Origin of the sequence: Tumebacillus sp. BK434, assembly GCF_004340785.1 — a bacterium.
Lineage (GTDB): Bacteria > Bacillota > Bacilli > Tumebacillales > Tumebacillaceae > Tumebacillus_A.
The window spans coordinates 199,386-218,566 of sequence record NZ_SLXS01000004.1; the positions used below are offsets into that span (position 1 = coordinate 199,386).

General features: G+C 58.7%; 14 protein-coding genes and 1 riboswitch. Of the genes, 7 read left to right on the forward strand and 7 right to left on the reverse strand.

All coding sequences use genetic code 11. The annotated features are described in order from the left end of the window. Positions 1–43 precede the first annotated feature (43 nt). The 3 genes from EV586_RS12325 to dat form a co-directional block, all read right to left on the reverse strand. Positions 44–1,327 (reverse strand): acetyl-CoA hydrolase/transferase family protein, encoded by a 1,284-nt coding sequence (locus EV586_RS12325; RefSeq protein WP_132945419.1) that lies wholly within the window; start codon positions 1,325–1,327, stop codon positions 44–46. Positions 1,328–1,393: 66 nt separating this feature from the next. Then, a complete protein-coding gene (locus EV586_RS12330) occupies positions 1,394–2,458 on the reverse strand; it encodes a DmpA family aminopeptidase (RefSeq protein ID WP_132945420.1) in 1,065 nt (354 codons plus the stop codon). 3 nt (positions 2,459–2,461) lie between these two features. Then, positions 2,462–3,307, reverse strand: a complete 846-nt coding sequence (gene dat / locus EV586_RS12335) for a D-amino-acid transaminase (RefSeq protein ID WP_132945421.1) — start codon at positions 3,305–3,307, stop codon at positions 2,462–2,464. Between the two features lie 192 nt (positions 3,308–3,499). Here dat and EV586_RS12340 point away from each other — a divergent pair, with 192 nt between their 5' ends. The 3 genes from EV586_RS12340 to EV586_RS12350 all read left to right on the forward strand — a co-directional run bounded on the left by EV586_RS12340 (position 3,500) and on the right by EV586_RS12350 (position 9,628). Continuing rightward, positions 3,500–5,869 carry a M14 family zinc carboxypeptidase gene (locus EV586_RS12340; RefSeq protein ID WP_132945422.1) on the forward strand — a complete coding sequence of 790 codons (2,370 nt, stop codon included), beginning with the start codon at positions 3,500–3,502 and terminating at the stop codon, positions 5,867–5,869. Between the two features lie 150 nt (positions 5,870–6,019). Next, the gene (locus tag EV586_RS12345) at positions 6,020–7,825 is read left to right on the forward strand and encodes an ATP-binding protein (protein ID WP_165898566.1); all 1,806 of its coding nucleotides are present in this window, start codon (positions 6,020–6,022) and stop codon (positions 7,823–7,825) included. Between the two features lie 116 nt (positions 7,826–7,941). Beyond that, positions 7,942–8,131, forward strand: a riboswitch (Lysine riboswitch). A 96-nt stretch (positions 8,132–8,227) separates the two neighbouring features. Next, positions 8,228–9,628, forward strand: a complete 1,401-nt coding sequence (locus EV586_RS12350) for an amino acid permease (RefSeq protein WP_132945424.1) — start codon at positions 8,228–8,230, stop codon at positions 9,626–9,628. On the opposite strand, the gene EV586_RS12355 is transcribed toward EV586_RS12350, so the two are convergent. Both EV586_RS12355 and EV586_RS12360 read right to left on the reverse strand, forming a co-directional pair. Next, positions 9,625–10,182, reverse strand: coding sequence for a CBO0543 family protein (locus tag EV586_RS12355; protein WP_132945425.1), 558 nt, complete (start codon positions 10,180–10,182; stop codon positions 9,625–9,627). The two genes, EV586_RS12350 and EV586_RS12355, sit on opposite strands and share 4 nt — an antisense overlap. Then, positions 10,175–10,660: a hypothetical protein gene (locus EV586_RS12360; RefSeq protein WP_132945426.1), complete on the reverse strand. Its 486-nt coding sequence runs from the start codon at positions 10,658–10,660 to the stop codon at positions 10,175–10,177. Before EV586_RS12360 ends, EV586_RS12355 begins: the two co-directional genes overlap by 8 nt. Before the next feature lie 81 nt (positions 10,661–10,741). Here EV586_RS12360 and EV586_RS12365 point away from each other — a divergent pair, with 81 nt between their 5' ends. The 4 genes from EV586_RS12365 to EV586_RS12380 all read left to right on the forward strand — a co-directional run bounded on the left by EV586_RS12365 (position 10,742) and on the right by EV586_RS12380 (position 14,984). Further along, positions 10,742–11,203: a CBO0543 family protein gene (locus EV586_RS12365; RefSeq protein WP_347812676.1), complete on the forward strand. Its 462-nt coding sequence runs from the start codon at positions 10,742–10,744 to the stop codon at positions 11,201–11,203. Then, the gene (locus tag EV586_RS12370; protein ID WP_132945428.1) at positions 11,200–12,336 is read left to right on the forward strand and encodes a zinc-dependent alcohol dehydrogenase; all 1,137 of its coding nucleotides are present in this window, start codon (positions 11,200–11,202) and stop codon (positions 12,334–12,336) included. The genes EV586_RS12365 and EV586_RS12370 overlap by 4 nt, the downstream gene beginning before the upstream one ends. A 108-nt stretch (positions 12,337–12,444) precedes the next feature. Next, complete coding sequence (locus EV586_RS12375; RefSeq protein WP_132945429.1) at positions 12,445–14,244, forward strand: M3 family oligoendopeptidase; 1,800 nt, start codon at positions 12,445–12,447, stop codon at positions 14,242–14,244. Positions 14,245–14,321: 77 nt separating this feature from the next. Continuing rightward, positions 14,322–14,984, forward strand: a complete 663-nt coding sequence (locus EV586_RS12380) for a spore coat protein (RefSeq protein ID WP_243653031.1) — start codon at positions 14,322–14,324, stop codon at positions 14,982–14,984. 83 nt (positions 14,985–15,067) lie between these two features. Here EV586_RS12380 and EV586_RS12385 read toward each other — a convergent pair whose 3' ends face one another. Both EV586_RS12385 and metH read right to left on the reverse strand, forming a co-directional pair. Continuing rightward, a complete protein-coding gene (locus EV586_RS12385) occupies positions 15,068–15,604 on the reverse strand; it encodes a hypothetical protein (protein ID WP_132945430.1) in 537 nt (178 codons plus the stop codon). Positions 15,605–15,724: 120 nt separating this feature from the next. Continuing rightward, positions 15,725–19,156, reverse strand: a complete 3,432-nt coding sequence (gene metH, locus EV586_RS12390) for a methionine synthase (RefSeq protein WP_132945431.1) — start codon at positions 19,154–19,156, stop codon at positions 15,725–15,727. Between the last annotated feature and the right edge of the window lie 25 nt (positions 19,157–19,181).

Here is a 19,181-nt window from a genome sequence, read left to right on the forward strand (position 1 = left end):
CTTTCTGCAAGCAAAAGAGCTTCCCGATGCGGGAAGCTCTTTTTTAGATCAAATATCCCATTTTGCGGGCCTGAACTTCCAGTTCCTCGCGAAATTTCGGGTGGGCGATGGCGATCAAGGCGCGGGTGCGCTCGCGGATCGCTTTGCCTTTCAGCCGGGCGACGCCGTATTCGGTGACGATCATGTCGACATCGTTTTTCGAAGTGGTGACGACCGAGCCCGGGTGCAGGGCGGGGACGATCTTGGAGATCGTGCCGTTTTTGGCGGTGGAGTGCAGGCAGATGATGCCGCGTCCGTTTGGGGACAAGCGCGCCCCGCGGGCAAAATCGGCCTGGCCGCCGGTTGACGAATAATACGAGCCGCCGACCGTCTCCGAATTGCATTGGCCGAGGAAGTCGACTTCGACGGTGGAGTTGATCGAGACGAGGTTGTCGATCTGCGCGAGGACCCGCACGTCGTTCGTCCAGGAGACGGGCAGGAACAACACATCCTGATTGTCATGCAGGAAGTTGTACAGCTTGCGGCTGCCGAGCGCAAATGTGGTGGTCATCTGACCGGGGTAGATCTTCTTGCGGCGTCCGGTGATGACGCCCGCTTCATACAGGTCAACCGCTTTGTCGGGCAGCATTTCGGTGAACACGCCGAGGTCTTTGTGCCCTTGCAGGAAGTTCATCACGGCGTTGGGGATCGCGCCGAAGCCGATCTGCACGGTATCGCCATCCTCGATGAGGCCGGCGATCAGGCGGCCGATCTCTGCATCATGCTCAGTGATCTCCGGCTCTTGCAGGAGCGGCAGTTCGACGTGGTTCTCGACGAGGGCGGCGACTTGGGAGATGTGGAGGACGTTTTTGCCGCGGGTGCGCGGCATGTACTCGTTGACTTCGAGCAGAATCAGCTTGGCGTCGGCGATCAGAGTGCCGATGTAATCACAGTTGGTGCCGATCGAAAAGCAGCCGTCCGCGTCCATCGGCGAGACGGTCGCCATCAGCACACGGTTGCGGGTCATGCCCCGCAGCAGGTCGGGCAGGTCGGAAAAGTGGTTCGGCAGGAGATCGACCCGCCCTGCGCGAAAACCGGGGCGGTCGCCGGCGCCGAGGAACATCGAGATGAGCCGGAGGCGTTCCGGCTCGATCTCGAGGGCCGGGCGCATGGAGAGCATCTGGAACAGGCGGTTGCCTTGCAAGCCGCTGTGCGTGGGCAAGGCATCGAGCAGGGCGGGCGGTTCCCCGGCCGAGAGTGGCACGAGGATGTCGTCGCCCGGTTCGATCAGGCGCACCGCATCTTCCGGGGTGCGGAGTTTGCTTTGATAAGCACTGGTGAGCGTCATGGCAGAAGTCTCCTTATCGGGGTCGCTGGTGGTAGTTTTACACGAAAAAAGAGCCTGATACATCGATCAGGCTCTCGTTCGTGATTTTGTCAGCACCGCATCCAAGTAGTCGGCCAGCCCCTTGCGGTCATGGCCATCGCGCCCGACGGTCGTCTTCGCGGCGGTCATCGAGTTCAAAATCGCCTCTTCCGCCGCTTCTGCCGCCGCGCGAAAGGCGGCGTCGATCTCATTTTCATTCAGCATCTGCAAGCTGACGACCGCATTCGGTTCGTCATGCTGCACCCGGTTTCCCGTCGTAAACCCGATCACCACATCGCCGCTGCCATTCCCGATGAACGACCCGGTGCGGGTCAAGCCCACCGCACAGCGCTTGCTGACCCGTTTTAACTGCCGCTCTGAAAGCGGCAGGTCGGTCGCCAGAATAAAGATGATCGAGCCTTTTTCCGGCGCTTCTGGTGAGCGTTCCAATTCGGCGATCCACGCCCCGGCGGGCATCCCGTGCAGCATGAAATCTTGCTGCCTGCCGAAGTTCGAGAGCACGAGCACGCCGAGCGTATATTCCGTGCTGCCAAGCTCGATCACCCGCGACGCGGAGCCGATGCCGCCTTTCAGCCCGTAGCAGCTCATGCCGGTACCTGCGCCGACGGCGCCTTCCGCAAAGTCGGCAGCGGCGGAGGACAGCGCGACTCGCACATGTTCTTTTTGCACGTGCAAGCCGCGTATATCATTCAGGTACCCGTCATTGCACTCGCCGACCACCGGATTTACCGTCCCGGTGGTCACCCCGATCTCCGGATTCTGCTCCAGCATCACTTCCACCAGCGCATCGCTCACCCGACCGACCGACAGCGTGTTCGTCAGCAGGATCGGCGTCTCGATCGTCCCGAGCTCCTCGATCTGAATCGTGCCCGCCGTCTTGCCGAAGCCGTTGATCACATGCGCGACGGCCAGCACCTTGTCCCGAAACAGATTGCCCCCGTGCGGCAATACCGCCGTTACCCCCGTCTTCACCGGGCCGTCATCGAGCGTGCAATGCCCGACCGTCACGCCCGGCACGTCGGTGATCCGATTGCCGGGACCGGGGCGCAGCGACCCGATCACCACGCCATACTCGCGAATCCGCCCCTTCACCGCTTACACTCCGATCTGCTGGTATTTCGCGCGGTAGTTCCGATGCAGCTTGCGCGCAATCTCGCCCGGCTGGCCGCTGCCGATCTGCCGGCCGTCGATCTTCACCACCGGCATCACTTCCATCGACGTCGACGTCAAAAACGCTTCATCTGCCGCCAGCAGCAAGTCCGGACCAAATTCCTTCTCCTCGACCGGCACCCCGAGCTCCTTCGCGATGTCAAGCAATGTCGCCCGCGTGATGCCGTGCAGGATAAAGCGGTTCGCCGGCGGCGTGATCAGCACGCCGTCCTTGACGAGGAACAGGTTGCAGCTCGACCCTTCCAGCACCACGCCGTCGCGCACAAACACCGCTTCATAGAAGCCGGCATCGGTCGCCTTTTGTTTGGCGATCACGTTCGGCAGCAGGTTGAGCGACTTGATGAAGCAGTTCTTCCAGCGCTCATCGTCGACCAGCGTCACATGGACGCCTTGCTCGCGGATCTTGTCGGAGATGTCGGCAGCCGGACGGATCGTCATCGTCGTCGAAGCCGGCACATCCGGGAACAGGTGCACGCGCTTGGCAATGCCGCGGGTGACCTGCAGATAGACCGCCGCTTCCTGCAAGCCGGTCTTCTCCAGACCTTCCGCGATCAGCGCTTCCAGCTCCGGGATCGAATAGTTCATCGTCAGCAGGATCGCTTCCGCACTCTGCTCCAATCGCACCAGATGTTCACGCATCTTAAACGGCACGCCTTGGTACACGCGAATCACTTCGTACACGCCGTCGCCAAAATTATGACCGCGCTCGTCAATCGGCAGCACCGTTTGATCGACCGGGATCCACTCTCCATTGATAAACCCAATCGCCATCATTCATAACCTCCTCAACCTGCTTCAACTATACAAAAACACACTTCGTGGCGCTTTTCTGAACTCCTGCATCTTCCAGCGAAAAAAACGCTTGCCCACTCCGGTACAGGTATGTATACTTATCAAAGTTATTGAATATCTATTCGCTTATATGAATCACTTGGCATCCAGAAAAAGGGAGGACCTCACAGCATGAAGAAACAAGCACTCGCAGGCGCACTCAGCCTGACCCTGATCACCATGACCCCGTATGCAGTTTTTGCCGACAATCCTGCAGCCGCGTGGACGAATGTGAATGCATACGAAACGCAAGAGACGAACGGCAGCCTGTTCAACCAGCAAAACTACGATTTTGTCAAATACAGCGCCCTCGCGCAAAAGCTCCAAACCCTCGCCAAACAGAGCAACCGCGTCACCGTCAACGTGAGCGGCCAGTCTTCGCAAGGCCGCGACCTGTATACGGTCACCATCTCCGACCCGCAGGCGAAAGGCAAATATGGCTACTACCAGGCGCTGCGCAAACAGATGTTCAAGAACCCGGAGAAAGCGCAGTCGTGGGTGGAAAAGCATGAAGATTTCAAAGTGCCGGTCATGATCAACGGCTCGATTCACGGCACCGAATTTGTCGGCACCGATGCTGTGCTGCAGCTGATCGAGCGGTTCGCGCTGCAAAATGACGCGACCACCAAGGAGATCCTGGCCAACAACATCCTGATTTTCAACGTCGTCGCCAACCCGGACGGCCGCTATGACGGCACCCGCTTCAACGGCAACGGCATCGACCTCAACCGCGACTTCATCACCCAGTCCCAGCCGGAGACCAAACAGACGGTCGATCTGATCACCGAATGGAACCCGATGGTGTTTCTCGATCTGCACGGCTATGTGAAAAACTCGTCCAGCCAGCTCGGCTTGATCGAACCGTGCACGCCTCCGCACAACCCGAACTACGAATATGACCTGTTCTCCAAATGGTCGGTCGCGCAAGCGGAAGCGATGGAAGCGGAGATCCTTTCCAACAAAAAACAGTACAGCGCGAACTACCAAGACCTCGCCAGCGTCTACATTCCGCAGCGCGACGATTCCTTCGGCTGGGACGATTATCCGCCGATCTTCACGCCGATGTACGCGCTGTACCACGGCTCCTACGGCTACACGCTGGAAGCGCCGACCAACGATTGGGACGGTGTGCGCTGGCAATATGATGCGGTGATCGGCGCGCTGAAATACGCCACCCAAAACAAAAAAGCGATGCTGACCGACCAGATCGAAGTGTTTAAGCGCGGGATCAACTTCGACCACCCGTTTCATCAGCAAGGCTTTTTCCCGAACGCTTACCTGCTCCCGGTCAACGCGGCCGACCCGACGGTGACCGAAAAAGCGGTCAACCACCTGCTGCAAAACGACATCACCGTCGAGCAGGCGAAAAAAGCGTTCACCGCAAACGGCAAACAATACCCGGCCGGCACCTACATCGTGCCGATGGATCAGGCGAAAGCGGGTCTCGCCAACACCATGCTCTGGGATGGCGAAGACATCTCGGCCGATACCCCGGCGATGTACGACATCTCCGCCTGGAGCCTGCCGGAATTGTGGGGTTTCGCAGCCGATCCGGTACAGGCGCCGTTTAACGTCCAGACCGCAACAGTCAAATCTGTGCATACACAAGGCGCCCTGATCGGCAAAGGACCGTACCAGATCCCCAATTCCTCTGTGCAAGCGGTGCACCTCGCCAACGAATTGCTGCAGCAAGGCGTGGAAGTCAAACGCGATCAGGCTGGCAATTTCTATGTGCCGAACAGCTCGGTGCTCCTGTCGCAGGTCAAAGCGTCCGGTCTCACCCTGCAGACGGCAGCCGTTCCATCCGATGCCAAACTGCTCGACGCTGTGCAGGTCGCCATCGTCAAAGACGGCGGGATGAACAAAGGCCAGTCCCACTCCGGCACCAAGCTCGCGTTGCAGCGCCTCGGCTTCGCCGTGACCGAACTGCATCCGCGCACGGTGGCTGCCCAAGGCTTGAACGGCTTCGACGCGCTGATCTACAGCGGCACCGAGCGGCTGATCGCGACGACAAACAGCGTCGCCAACGCCGAATTCGGCCTGCAGTCGGCCGAGGAGCTGGCAAAGTTTAAAGCGAACGTCAACGCGTTCGTAGACGGCGGCGGCAAATACATCGCTGTCGGCGCTGGCGGTTCGCTGGCGGCGAAGACGCTCGGCTTGACTTCGGTCGGCGTGAACGTCGGCTCCTCCAACGCAAACGGCATCGTCAAGATCAACTACAGCGATTCGCCGCTGACCGCAGGCTACGGGTCGAACGACATCGGGTTCGTCTATCGCCCGGTCTGGTACACCAATACGGCAGGCTATGCGGTGGATGCGTCCTATGCGAACGAGGGCGGGTTCTTCCTCGCCGGGCATTGGATCAACAGCAAGAGCGCCCAAGGCAAGCCGGTCATCGTGCACGACCCGTCGAAAGAGGTGACCTTGATCGGCCTCGAAGCCGGTTTCCGCGACCATACCGACTACCTGTTCCGACTGTTAGCGAATGCGATTTATGAGTAAACAAACAACCCCGGGAATTGCCCGGGGTTATTTTGTTTTGTAAGAGGAATTTTGATGATAAGGAGGTCTTGGTATCTTTTTTGTAGAATATGGGAGAGTGTTCCGGATCCTGATTCGTGTGGGGGTAGCTGAATGGTTGAGGCGTTTGACATGGACAATTTTCCTTTGGCGACGCTGACCGTTCTGATCGCGCTGATCGCCGCGTATGCGGTGAATGATATCAGCGAGCGGGTCGCCGTCTGTCGCGGCACACAGCGCCGGGCCTGGCTGATGGCAGGCGCGGTGGCGATGGGGTTTGGCGTCTGGACGATGCATTTGATCGGCATGCGGGCCTGCCAGGTGCCGATGTCCGCTTCCTATGATTTTTGGCTGCTCGGGCTGTCGATGCTCGTGTCGGTGCTCAGCTCCTACCTCGTGCTGGTGAAAGTCAAGCGCCGCCGCGGCTTGACGAAGAGCCGGATCTTGCTCGGCGCACTGCTGATGGGGGCAGGCATCGTAGCCGTCTATGTCTTGAACCTGCGCGGCGTGCAGGTCGGTTTTACGATCGAATACGATCTGCCGGCTGCGGCGCTATCGCTTTTGTTTGCCTGGCCGGTCTTGTATCTGGTCTTATCTTTCACGTTCTTATACCCTGAACGCAAACGCCTCGGCAGGCGTCCGCACAAGGTCATCTCGGCTGTGCTGATGGGCCTGTCGTTTGCTTCGATCCATTATGTGACGATGCAGAGCACCGCGGTGCGCCCGGTCGCTGAGCCGGTGACCGAGGCGATTCATACGGCAGACGCCACGCTGTTGTCCTTTTCGCTTGGCATCGCGGCACTGCTGATTCAAGTACTCGTTCTGCTCGGCGCGCTGTTCGACCGTCGACTGGCGCTGCGAAGCGCCAGTCTGTCCGAGCAGCGGCTGCGCTCCTTGTTTGCACACAACCCGTTTGCCGTCTTCATGATCGATATCGACGGCAACGTCACCGACGTCAACGGCGCGGCCGAGCTGATGCTCGGTTACGGCCGGGCAGAGCTGCTCGGCAAATCGTTCAAGACGATCATCGAGCCGGAGACGGTGCAGCTGATGATCGACCGCTTTCGCAAATCGCTGGCAGGAGAAACTCCCAACTACGATGTCAACGTGCAGCACAAAAGCGGCGTCCGCCTCGACCTGCGCGTGACCAACGTGCCTTTGATCATCGACGCCCGCATCCTCGGCGCCTACGTGATCGCCGAGGACATCACCGAGCAGAAGCGGGCGCAGGAGCTCTTGCACCGCTCCGACAAGCTGACCGCCGTCGGGCAGCTGGCCGCGGGAATCGCCCACGAGATCCGCAATCCGCTCACGGCGATCAAAGGCTTCACTCAACTGCTCAAAGAAAAGGCAGAGCATAGCAGCGAGTATTACGACGTCATCCTCTCCGAGCTCGACCGGGCCAATCTGATCGTCAGCGAGTTCCTGCTGCTTGCCAAGCCGCAGTCCTCCAAGTTTCGCCCGGCCAGCCTGGATCACCTCTTGCTTCTGATCGTCACCTTGCTCGAACCGCAGGCGATCTTAAACGATGTGCGCATCGTCACCCGCTTTCAGTCGGTGCCCGAGGTGCACATCGAAGAAAATCAGATCAAGCAGGTGCTGCTCAACTTGCTGAAGAACGCGATCGAGGCGATGCCGGACGGGGGCGAGCTGCTAATCGAGCTGGGACCGTGCGGAGCGGAACAGGTGTGCATCCGCCTGACCGACCAAGGGATCGGCATCCCGGAAGAGCAGCTGCAGAAGCTCGGCGATCCGTTTTTTTCCACGAAAGAAGAAGGCACCGGGCTGGGCCTGATGGTCTCCTTCAAGATCATCGAGGACCACGGCGGCAGGCTGGAGATCCAGAGCGAGGTCGGCGTCGGCACGACGATCGATGTCCTGCTCCCGGTGACGCCACTGTCTGACATCGAGATCGAAATGCAACCGCTGGTCTTCTGACCGGCGGTTTTTCACATCTGTGAGAAATTAGCTCTTGACTAGATTGAAAGTCGATCCGTATACTAAGTCTCGTTGTGTAAACTTCATTGTCAAAACTTCATACACCCTCATCTACAAGGTGGGGTAGAGGTTGCGGTGCTGATCAGTACGCGGCGGGAGGTGCAAGGACACCTGTGAACGCCCTGGAAAGGCAGCATTGCCGAAGTTTGCGGCCGTCTTTGCGGTCAGCAGGCTGGGGCCGGGCTCGAACAGGGCCGGAACTGTCACGGGAATGCTGCCAACTTCCCGTGGAGAGCTATTTCCAACAAAGGCGATAGGTGCGGGTCATGGAAACATACACCGTCTGGCGGTGTTTTTTTATGCCCACCTTCCTTTGTTAAGCCAAAGGAGGAACGAAACGAAATGTCCCAAAAAAACCTCGGATTTTGGGTGCTGACCGCGCTGGTCATCGGCAATATGGTCGGCTCCGGGATCTTTATGTTACCGCATAATCTGGCGCTGGAAGCGTCTCCGGCGGCCGTGCTGTCCGCTTGGGTGATCACCGGCGCCGGCGTGCTGCTGACGGCGCTGGTATTCGGCAACCTGTCACTGCGCAAACCGGAATTGAACGGCGGACCGCAGATGTACGCGCGCGCGATGTTCCGCGCCGGAACCGGCCGCTCGCGCTTGTCCGGATACATCGTCGCCTGGGGCTATTGGCTGGCCAACGCGACGGGGAACGTGGCAATCATCACCACCTTTGCTTCGTACCTGTCGACGTTCTTCCCGGTGATGACTTCGCAGGCCGAGCTGTTCCAGATCGGCTCCTACGCGGTCAAGGCGGGCAACCTGATCACCTTCCTCGTCTGCACGGCGATGCTCTGGCTGATCCATACGCTGGTGCTGCGCGGGGTGGAAGGGGCAGGCAAAGTCAATTTCGTCGCCACTGCCGCCAAAGTGCTCGGCTTCCTGTTCTTCATCATCGCCGCGCTGTTCGCTTTCCAAAAGGCGAACATCCTGCCGCTCGTGCAGCCGCGCATCGACGAAGGCACCCAGCAGGCGGTCTCCTTGTTCGGCCAGATCAATGGCGCGGCGATCTCCACCCTGTGGGCGTTTGTCGGCGTCGAATCGGCGGTCGTCTTCTCGTCCCGCGCCCGCAAGCAGTCGGACGTGAAAAAAGCGACGATCACCGGTCTCGTCATCGCCTTGGTCATCTACATGGGCATCACCGTGCTCACGATGGGCGCACTGACGCAAGACCGGCTGACGGCAACCGAAAAGCCGCTCGTCGACGCGCTGGTGTCGGTGGTCGGCACGCCGGGGTCTTCATTGATGGCGATCCTCGGCCTGATCTCACTCTCCGGCTCGATGATCGGCTGGATCATGCTGTCGTCCGAAGTGCCGTTCCAAGCGGCCAAGCAAGGCCTGTTCCCGCGTTTCTTCCTGAAAGAGAACCAAAAAGGCGCGCCGGTCAACGCACTGATCGTCTCCAACCTGTTGTCGCAAGTGTTCATTTTCTCGACGATCTCCGAAAGCGTCGCCGGAGCGTTTGGCTTTGTGATCACCGTCGCGACCCTGTCCTACCTTGTGCCGTATATGATCGCTTCCTTATACCAATTGAAGCTGACCCTGACCGGTGAATCGTATGAAGGAGCGTCGCAGAGCCGCACCGCCGATTTCCTGATCGCCTTTTTCGCCACCGTCTACTCGGCGTGGGTGATCTACGCCGGCACGTCCGATATGAAAACGTTCCTGCTCGGTGTCGGCATGCTCCTCACCGGTCTGATCTTTTACCCGTTTGTCAAAAAAAGCACGTCCCGCTAAGGCGGGGCGTGCTTTTTTTGTGTCTCGACGAGCAGATCGACCGCCTTTTTCAAGAGGGCTGCGATCGCGATATAGATCGGAAAGGAGTAGTAGTATTCCCAGTGATGCAGCCGGTACATCCCGCGCCAGGCCAAAAACGGTTCTAAGACAAACGAGAAGATGCCCGAAACGATGGTGGCGGCGATCAGATAGCGTGCCCACGGCCCGTACTTCTGATACACCCAGAGCAGCACCACCGGCAGCGTGACAAAGTCGAAGATAAAAAAGGGCGGAATCAGCGGTACCAGACGGTCGGGATAGCCCCACAAGGCCAGCGAAGTCCCCAGCACGTCCAGAAAAGAGGAGCACAGCGCAACAAACGCCCCGTACAGCAGGACTGGCACAACCCGTTTGCGGTCGACGATCTTCCAGCAGATCGTCCAGGCGGTCAGCATGACGATCAGCAGCATCCACCAGTTCAGAGAAAACAGATCGTCCTGTTTCCATTGTGCAAGATCGATCTCTTTCAACTGCACTTGTTTCTGGTACAGATCCTCATAAGAAGGCTTAGACATGCGAAGCACCTCCCCGCACCGGCTGGGTCAGCCAACGGTAGATCACGTAGATGAGCAAAAAATACACATATTGATTCAAGGCCGAATGCCAGAGCGTCCAGCTGTCACGCATCGAAAGCACCTGAAAATAGAGCAGCGCCCGCATATAGCCGCACATCACCAGCACAAACAGCGCGGTATAGAGAGACAGGAGCACGAAGTGTTTCCCTTTTGGATGGTAGGGTCGGGGGAGGAATTGGATATAAAAATAAGCTGCGGTCGACCAGATCGTCAGGTTGGCGAGCATCGGGATCCAGATCGTGCGCCAACCTTCACCGTGCATCACCCACAATTTAAACCAGTCAATCAGGACGTAATGATCCAGAAACCGCAGGAAAACTGCGGTGATCAGGATGGGAAACATCGCGCGAAACTTCGTTTTATCGGCAAAGCCCCAAAAGGCAAGTATGGCGATACTTACAAACAGGAATACTGCCATTGAACAAAACCTCCTGCTGCTACTATTCCCCGTTGGAAGGAAACCATTAGCACGTATCAAGGAGGAATCAACTTGTATTTTGTGCTGGTCTTTGTCTTCTGCTGGCTCTGGTTTTGGGTGAAAGCGGACAAGTCCCGCCTGCGCGAACTGTTTCCGATCTGCGCTTACACCAGTTTTTTAGGACTGATCACCGACTTGTTGATGGTGCATTACCAGCTGTGGTCGTACAAGGGCCTGCCGCATCCTTTGTTTACGATCCCGCTGACGCTCGATTTTGGCATCTATCCGGTCGTGGCCTATTTCTATTGTCAAAATCTGCCCGAGCAGTGGAAGCAGATCATCAAGCGTGCCGTGCTTTGGATGATCCCGGCGATCCTCTTTGAGTGGGTGACAGTCCGAACAGGCAACATGCAGCATCACATGTGGTGGTCGATGTGGCTGTCGCTGATCGCCGACATCATCATCTACCTGTCGATCGCTTGCGTCTACCGCTATTACCGCTCTGCGTATGACCAGGGCAGGCTGAAAGGAGAATGGGCATGAAAGCTGTGACCTATCAAGGGATCAAAGATGTGAAAGTGACCGATGTACCGGAACCGAAGATCATCGAACGCGAAGACATCGTCGTCCGCATCACCACCACCGCCATCTGCGGGTCGGACTTGCATCTGATTCATGGCTTTGTCCCCAATCTGCACAAAGGCTACATTATCGGCCATGAGCCGATGGGGATCGTTGAAGAAGTCGGGCCTGACGTGACGCGGGTGAAAAAAGGCGACCGGGTCATCGTCCCGTTTAATGTGGCCTGCGGACACTGTTTTTTCTGCGAGAGCCATCTGGAGAGCCAATGTGACAATGCGAATCCGCACGGCGATGCGGGCGGCTATTTCGGCTATTCGGAGACGTTCGGCGGGTATGCGGGCGGCCAGGCCGAATTTTTGCGGGTGCCGTACGGGAACTTCACGCCGTTTAAAGTGCCGGAGAACTGCGAGCTGGAGGATGAGAAGATCGTCTTCCTGTCGGACATCGTCCCGACCGCTTACTGGGGCGTGGACAATGCCGGAGTCAAGCCGGGCGATACGGTGATCGTGCTCGGCTGCGGCCCCGTCGGGCTGCTCGCGCAAAAATTTGCCTGGCTGAAAGGCGCGAAGCGTGTGATCGCCGTCGATTACATCGGATACCGGCTGGAACATGCCAAGCGGGTGAACCGCGTGGAGATCGTCGATTTCACCAAGCATGATCATCCCGGCGAGCATCTGAAAGAGATCACCAAAGGCGGCGCCGATGTGGTGATCGACTGTGTCGGCATGGACGGCAAGATGACGATCATCGAGATGATGGAGAGCGCCCTGAAGCTGCAGGGCGGCGCGATGGGCGCGATCGTCATCGCCGCGCAGTGTGTGAGAAAAGGCGGGACGATCCAATTGATCGGCGTGTACGGGGCGCGCTATAACGCCTTCCCGCTCGGCGACCTGTTCGCCCGCAACATTACGCTGAAGATGGGGCAGGCGCCGGTGATCCACTACATGCCGGAGCTGTACCGGATGATCGAAGCGAACAAGTTCGATCCGACCGATGTGATCACGCACCGCCTGCCGCTGTCCGAAGCGGAGCGCGCGTATGAGCTTTTTGATGAAAAGCTCGACGGGTGCATCAAAGTCGTTTTAAAGCCGTAAGCCCAGCCGAAGCCGCTGCTGCGGCTTTTTTTGCGGAACAGGAAGTTATTTGAAAAGTGTGTTATGATGAAAGCAGAGATGGAATACATAGCGAAGTGGGGGATTTTCATGAAACAATTAAGCCAAACGTGGAACTTGGAGCCGTTTTTTGCTGGCGGTTCGGAGTCTCCGGAGTTTGCTCATTATCTGGAACAGCTCGAAACGAGCATCGAAGGGCTGTCCGGCACGATCTCGTCCCTGGCCTCGACGACCAGCGTAGACGCCTGGGTTTCGGTTCTGCACACCGTGCAAGAGGTGTTTGCGAACCTGCGCTATGCGATGAGCTTCACCTCCTGCCTGCTCGCCCAAAACGTCAAAGACCAGCATGCGAAGATCGTGCACGGCACGATCACCAAGTTGTCCGCACAGCATGGCGCGGCGATGACCGTGCTCGACAAGCAGATCCTCGCCGCCGATGAAAGCACCTGGGCGGCCGTGCTGCAAGATGAGCGCGTCCAACCGATCGCGTTCTATCTGGATGAGCGCCGTCAGCGCGCCAACGAGAAACTGGCGCCGGAGATGGAAGCGCTGGCCGGCGACCTCGCCGTCGACGGCTACCATGCCTGGGGCTCGCTGTACAACACGCTGATCGGCCGCATGGCGATCAAGGTGGAGAAAGACGGCGAAGTGAAAGAGCTGTCGGTGGGCCAGGCGCAGAACATGTATTCCGGCACCCCGGACCGCAGCGTGCGCGAAGCTGCTTTTACAGCGTGGGAAGAGGCGTTCGCGCAGAACGAAGAGCTGTTCGCAGCCAACCTCAACCATCTCGGCGGCTTCCGCTGGGCGCATTACAAGGCCCGCGGCTGGGATTCGATCCTCAAAGAGCCGTGCGACATCAACCGCATGTCCCGCGCCACGCTCGACGTGATGTGGGATGTGATCGACAAGAACAAAGACGTGTTCGTGAAATTCTTGAACCGCAAGGCGGAGCTGATCGGCACCGACAAACTGAGCTACTACGACCTGTATGCGCCGACTTCGACGGTGGAGACGTCGTATACGTACGATGAAGGAGCGAACTTTATCGTCGAGCAGTTCAAAGAGTTCTCGGCCGATTTTGCCGACTTTGCGACGATGGCGTTCGAGAAGAGCTGGATCGAGGCGGAAGACCGCCCGGGCAAGCGTCCCGGCGGGTTCTGCACCGGCTTCCCGGGCAAAAACGAAACGCGCATCTTCATGACATACGACAACTCGATGGGCGCGGTGTCGACGCTTGCGCATGAGCTGGGCCATGCCTACCATGCACACGTGATGGGCGACATGCCGTTCTTCTCCCGCCTCTACGCGATGAACGTGGCAGAGACCGCTTCGACGTTTGCCGAGACGCTCGTCACTTCGGCGGCGGTGCGGGCGGCGAAATCGGATGACGAGAAGATCGCGCTCTTGGAAGAAAAAGTGTCCGGCTCGATCGCGATGTACATGGACATCCACGCCCGCTTCATCTTCGAAAACAACTTCTACGATGAGCGTCAAAAAGGCCTGGTCAGCGCAGAGCGCTTGAACGAGCTGATGGTCGAAGCGCAGAAGAAATCGTACCGCGATTCTCTGGAGCTGTACCACCCGCGCTTCTGGGCGTCGAAGCTGCACTTCTATTCGACATCCGTGCCGTTCTACAACTTCCCGTACACCTTCGGCTACCTGTTCTCGACCGGCGTTTACGCGCTGGCGCTGCAGGAAGGCGCGTCGTTTGCCGACAAATATGTGGCGCTGCTGCGCGACACGGCGAGCATGACGGTCGAAGAGCTGGCCCAAAAACACCTCGGCGTCGATCTGACCCAGCCGGAATTCTGGCAAAACGCGGTCGACATCACCGTGAAAGATGCGGAAGAATTCCTGCGTCTGACCGCTGACAAAGTCGCTGCGCAGTAACAGTCCGGCCGCATAAAGCTGCTTTGGGAACGGCATTCTAGTAAAGGTTTGAAACCCGTCTGGAGGTGCTTTACAGAATGAACCGTTCTCAACAGCAGCAGGGACAACAGCAAGGGATGCGCTTTGGGGCGCATGAGTTTTTGGCGACGCAAGAATCGCTCCGCTCGAAAGGCGCAGACATCGAGCTGTACGGTGTGCTGATCAGCCAGTGCCAAGATGCGCACCTGCGTGACATTCTGACCAACCAGCAGCGTCGCATGGTGCAAGGCTACCAGCAATGCCTGGCCGTATTGAGCAACCAGGGCTTCGCGCCGCAAGTGCCGCACACGCCGCAGACGAACGTGTACGAGAGTATCAACATCGGCCTGAACAATCCGCAGATGCCGATGCCGAACCCGCAGGTCAACCGCCTGTCCGATCGGTCGATCGCGACGATCGCGCTCAACCTGCACAAGTTCGGGGCGATCTGCTGCATGAACTCTGCGCTGGAATGTGCGAACCCGGTGCTGCGCCAGTTCCATGCGACCTCTGCCAACACCTGTCAGGAGATGGCGTACGAACTGTTCCAATTCGCCAACTACCAAGGCATGTACCAAGTGCCACAGCTGGCAGACCACACCATGCAAACGATGGTCCAAGCGTTTTCCGCTCCGGGCTACGGCGGCCAAGGTGCCAGAATGCAGCCGCACCTGCAAGGCCAAGGGTACAACTCCCCGATGGCGCTGAACCGCAATTTCTAATTATGAGTGAAAGCAAAGGCGATCCGTTTGACTGCGGATCGCCTTTTATTGATTGTTTTCCAGGTGTTTTGCGAAACGGGGCTTTAGGCGTGATCGGCGTGGAACTCTTCCAGTGTTTTTTCGTCGGTTTGGGTGACCGTCCAGGCGCCGTTTTGTTGGCGGAGAGTCAGGGTGAGGTGGAATTCGCCGACGCTGTGTGTCTCGTCAGGGTACAGGTAACTGGCCTGGCCGTGTATGACAACGATTGCCGTTTGTCCGTCCTTGTGGGCTCGGATCGGTTCGTAGTAGTCGAGGTCGAGTGTTTCATCCAGCATCTTGAGGGAACGGGATTGCTCGATCATGAAGGCCTCCGTATTGATGCCAGCCTTGAGGTCTGTTCCTTGGGCCAACTCGGGGTACCGCTTGTGCAGCACGGTCACATCGCCAGAGAGAAGGGCCTGCTTGCGGACTTCAAAATACTCATCGACCACAGGCATGAACGGCGCGGCATCTGCTGCCGATAAGGATTCTGCCGGACGGCATGCACAGCTGGTATCGGACGGATTGAAGAGTAAGATTCCTGCCGTGACCACGGCAAGAAAAGCCCCGACCCAGGCGATCGATTTTAGTGGTTGTATCAACGAACTTCCTCCTTTGATTGAGTTGCTGTTGATTAGACGAATTCATTTTGAAGAAGGTTACATTCCCGTCTCATGAAAAAAGAACCTGTTTGGCGCCGCCAAACAGGTTCTTTTTGTGAGTTATGCGTTGAAGTAACGGGCTTGCGGATGGGAGAACACCATGGCCGAGACGGACGCTTCCGGGTCCATCATGAAGCCTTCGGTCAGTTCGACGCCGATGTCCTGCGGCTTCAGCAGACGGAACAGCTGAGCCTGATCGTCGAGATTTGGGCAGGCCGGGTAGCCGAAGGAGACGCGGATGCCTTGATAGCGGGCACCGAAGCGCTCGTTCATCGTCATGTCCGGAGCATCGGGGATGCCCCAGGCGTCGCGCATGATGTGGTGGACGCGCTCCGCGAACGCTTCCGCCAGTTCCAGGGCCAGCGCCTGCAGGGAGTGGGAGCGGAGGTAGTTGCCCGCTTCCTTCCATCGGTTCGACAGCTCGTGGATCCCTTGGCCGGCCGTCACGACGAGGAAGCCGACGTGATCCATCTCGCCGCTTTCCACCGGGCGCAGGAAGTCGCTCAGGCAGAGGTGCGGTGCTTGCGGCTGGCGCGGGAACTTGAACGTTTCCAGCACCTTGCTCCGATCTTGCGGGTCGTAGATCAAAATCTCATCGCCCGACGATTGCGCCGGGAAGAAGCGGTACATGCCTTGCGGGCGGATGATGCCTTCTTTCTTCGCCAGCTCCAACAGCTCCTCCACGACGCTCAGCAGTTCGGTCGCTTTCGGGTCGCCGTCTTTGAGCAGCTGCTCGACGTTGCCTTTCAGGCCCAGATGCTTGCCGAGCAGCATCCGCAGGTTGAGGTACGGCTGCAGGTGCGAGATCGGATAGTCGCGCAGCACGTGACGCTCGAAATCGGGTGCGGCGATCTGCGGGTGCTCATGGGTGATCGACGAGCGCACCGGTTCGGTCGACACGGTCACCGCCGCTTCCTGCACCGTTTCTACGCTTTGCTGAAGCGCAGCTTCCCGCTGTTTCTCCGCGAGCCGTTCACGCTCTTCCGGCTTGTTCAGGCGGTTGGCGATGTCGAGGCCGTCCATGGCGTCTTTGGCAAACAAGACCAGCCCTTTGTATTCCGGCGCGATGCGGTTGGAGGTGAATTTGCGGGTCAGGGCGGCGCCGCCGACCAACAGCGGTACGTCGATGCCGGCCGCGCGCAAGTCTTGGGCGGTGATCACCATCTGCTGCGCCGACTTGACGAGCAGGCCGGAGAGACCGATCGCGTCAGGTCGCTCTTCGCGGGCCGCTTTGATCAGCTGCTCCGGCGGAACTTTGATCCCGAGATTGACCACTTCGAATCCATTGTTGGAGAGGATGATCTCGACGAGGTTCTTGCCGATGTCGTGCACGTCGCCTTTGACGGTGGCGAGCAGGATCTTGCCTTTGCGCGACCCTTCCTGTTTTTCCATAAACGGTTCGAGGTGGGCGACGGCCGCTTTCATCACTTCGGCGCTCTGCAGCACTTCGGCGACGATCAGCTCGTTTAAGTTGAACAGGCGGCCGACCTCTTCCATTCCGGTCATCAGCGGGCCGTTGATGATCTCCAGTGGCGGGTACTGGGCCAGCGCCGCATCAAGATCGGGGATCAGACCTTCTTTGCTGCCTTCCACCACATAGTTGGCGAGGCGCTCTTCCAAAGTCATGTTGGAGACGGCGACCGTGTTCGTCACTTTCTTCTCGCGGTAAAAGGCGGTGAACGCGGCCAGTTTTTCATCGTCGATGTGGAAGAGCAGGCTTTCTGCCAACTGACGCTCTTCCTCCGGGATCGACGCATAGCGCTCCAGCTTCTCGGAGTTGACGATGGCATAATCCAGTCCTGCCTTGGTGCAGTGGTACAGGAAGACGGCGTTCAAAACTTCGCGCCCCGCACCGGGCAGGCCGAAGGAGACGTTGGAGATGCCGAGGATGGTCTGGCACTCCGGCAACGCTTCTTTGATCAGGCGGATGCCCTCGATCGTCTCGGGAGCGGAGCCGATATACTGCTCATCTCCGGTGCCGCAAGGGAAGACCAGCGGATCGAAGATCAGGTCCTGCGGATGGAGGCCGTATTTGCCGACCAGCAGGTCGTAGGAACGCTTGGCGACTTCCAGTTTGCGCTCGCGAGTCACCGCCATGCCTTGCTCGTCGATGGTGCCGACGACGACGGCAGCGCCGTATTTTTTGATCAGGGGCACGACTTCTGCAAATTTCTGTTCGCCGTCTTCCAGGTTGATCGAGTTCAGAATCGCTTTGCCCTGCGAGTATTTCAGCGCGAGGTCAAACACGGTCGGGTCGGTCGAGTCGATCATCAGCGGTGTTTTGACTTTTTTGGTGACGAAGTTGAGGAAGGCGGTCATGTCCTGATGCTCGTCGCGGTCCGGGTCCTGCAGACAGACGTCGATCACCTGGGCGCCTTTTTTGACTTGGGCGCGGGCGACCTCCGACGCTTCTTCGTATTTGCCTTCGACGATCAGGTTGCGGAACTTGCGGGAACCGAGCACGTTGGTGCGCTCGCCGACGATCAGCGGGCGGTTGTCCGGCTCGATGAACACCGCTTCGATGCCGGAGACGGCCGGCGCATGGTGCTCTTTTTTCAGACGGGGCGCCACATCATGCAGCGCTTCATGGATCGCGCGGATGTGGTCGGGCGTGGTGCCGCAACAGCCGCCGGCGACGTTCAGCCAACCCTGCTCCGCGAAGCCGCGCAGCTTTTTCGCCAAGCCCTGCGGCGTTTCGTGGTAGTGGCCGTCCTCGTCGGGCAGCCCGGCGTTCGGGTAGCAGGAGACTCCGCACTGCGCCAGTTCGGACAAGGAGCGCAGATGGTCGCGCATGAACTCCGGGCCGGTCGCGCAGTTCAGGCCGATCGAGATCGGCTGTAGGTGCTCAAGCGACACGTAAAACGATTCGATGTTCTGCCCGGCTAAGGTCGTGCCCATCGGCTCGATCGTGCCGGAGATCATCACCGGAATCTCTTGCTGCAGGTCTTGGAAGGCTTGGCGGATGCCGATGCTCGCCGCTTTCACGTTCAAGGTGTCTTGGATCGTCTCCAGCAGCAGCACGTCAGCGCCGGCCTGTACGAGGGCGCGGGCCTGGACATAGTAGGTTTCGACCAGTTCGTCAAACGTCACCCCGCCGGTGACGGACAGCGACTTGGTGGTCGGTCCGATCGCGCCGGCGACGTAGCGCGGCCAGTCCGGCGTGGAGTAGCGATCGGCCGCAGCGCGGGCCAGACGCACGGCGGCGAAGTTGATCTCTTCCGTCTTGTGGGCGAGGTCATATTCGGCCAGCACGAGCGCGGTCGCGCCAAAGGTGTTGGTCTCGATGATGTCGGCGCCGGCTGCGAGGTACGCTTCGTGAATCTTCTGAATCACGTCCGGGCGGGTCAGCACGAGGTTCTCGTTGCATCCGTCCAGCTCTTCGCCGCCAAAGTCGGCAGGGGTGAGATTCTCTTGCTGCAGCATCGTCCCCATCGCTCCGTCGAGGATGAGAATTTTGCGGGTCAGTTGGGTCTGTATCGGCACACGGGTCATTGGAATTGACAGCCTCCTTGTGGTC

Excerpts from the sequence above, each read along its gene's own strand:
- EV586_RS12325 (WP_132945419.1), bottom strand. The coding sequence starts at position 1,327 with ATGACGCTCACCAGTGCTTATCAAAGCAAACTCCGCACCCCGGAAGAT.
- dat (WP_132945421.1), bottom strand. The coding sequence starts at position 3,307 with ATGGCGATTGGGTTTATCAATGGAGAGTGGATCCCGGTCGATCAAACG.
- EV586_RS12340 (WP_132945422.1), top strand. The coding sequence starts at position 3,500 with ATGAAGAAACAAGCACTCGCAGGCGCACTCAGCCTGACCCTGATCACC.
- EV586_RS12345 (WP_165898566.1), top strand. The coding sequence starts at position 6,020 with ATGGACAATTTTCCTTTGGCGACGCTGACCGTTCTGATCGCGCTGATC.
- EV586_RS12350 (WP_132945424.1), top strand. The coding sequence starts at position 8,228 with ATGTCCCAAAAAAACCTCGGATTTTGGGTGCTGACCGCGCTGGTCATC.
- EV586_RS12355 (WP_132945425.1), bottom strand. The coding sequence starts at position 10,182 with ATGTCTAAGCCTTCTTATGAGGATCTGTACCAGAAACAAGTGCAGTTG.
- EV586_RS12360 (WP_132945426.1), bottom strand. The coding sequence starts at position 10,660 with ATGGCAGTATTCCTGTTTGTAAGTATCGCCATACTTGCCTTTTGGGGC.
- EV586_RS12370 (WP_132945428.1), top strand. The coding sequence starts at position 11,200 with ATGAAAGCTGTGACCTATCAAGGGATCAAAGATGTGAAAGTGACCGAT.
- EV586_RS12375 (WP_132945429.1), top strand. The coding sequence starts at position 12,445 with ATGAAACAATTAAGCCAAACGTGGAACTTGGAGCCGTTTTTTGCTGGC.
- EV586_RS12380 (WP_243653031.1), top strand. The coding sequence starts at position 14,322 with ATGAACCGTTCTCAACAGCAGCAGGGACAACAGCAAGGGATGCGCTTT.
- metH (WP_132945431.1), bottom strand. The coding sequence starts at position 19,156 with ATGACCCGTGTGCCGATACAGACCCAACTGACCCGCAAAATTCTCATC.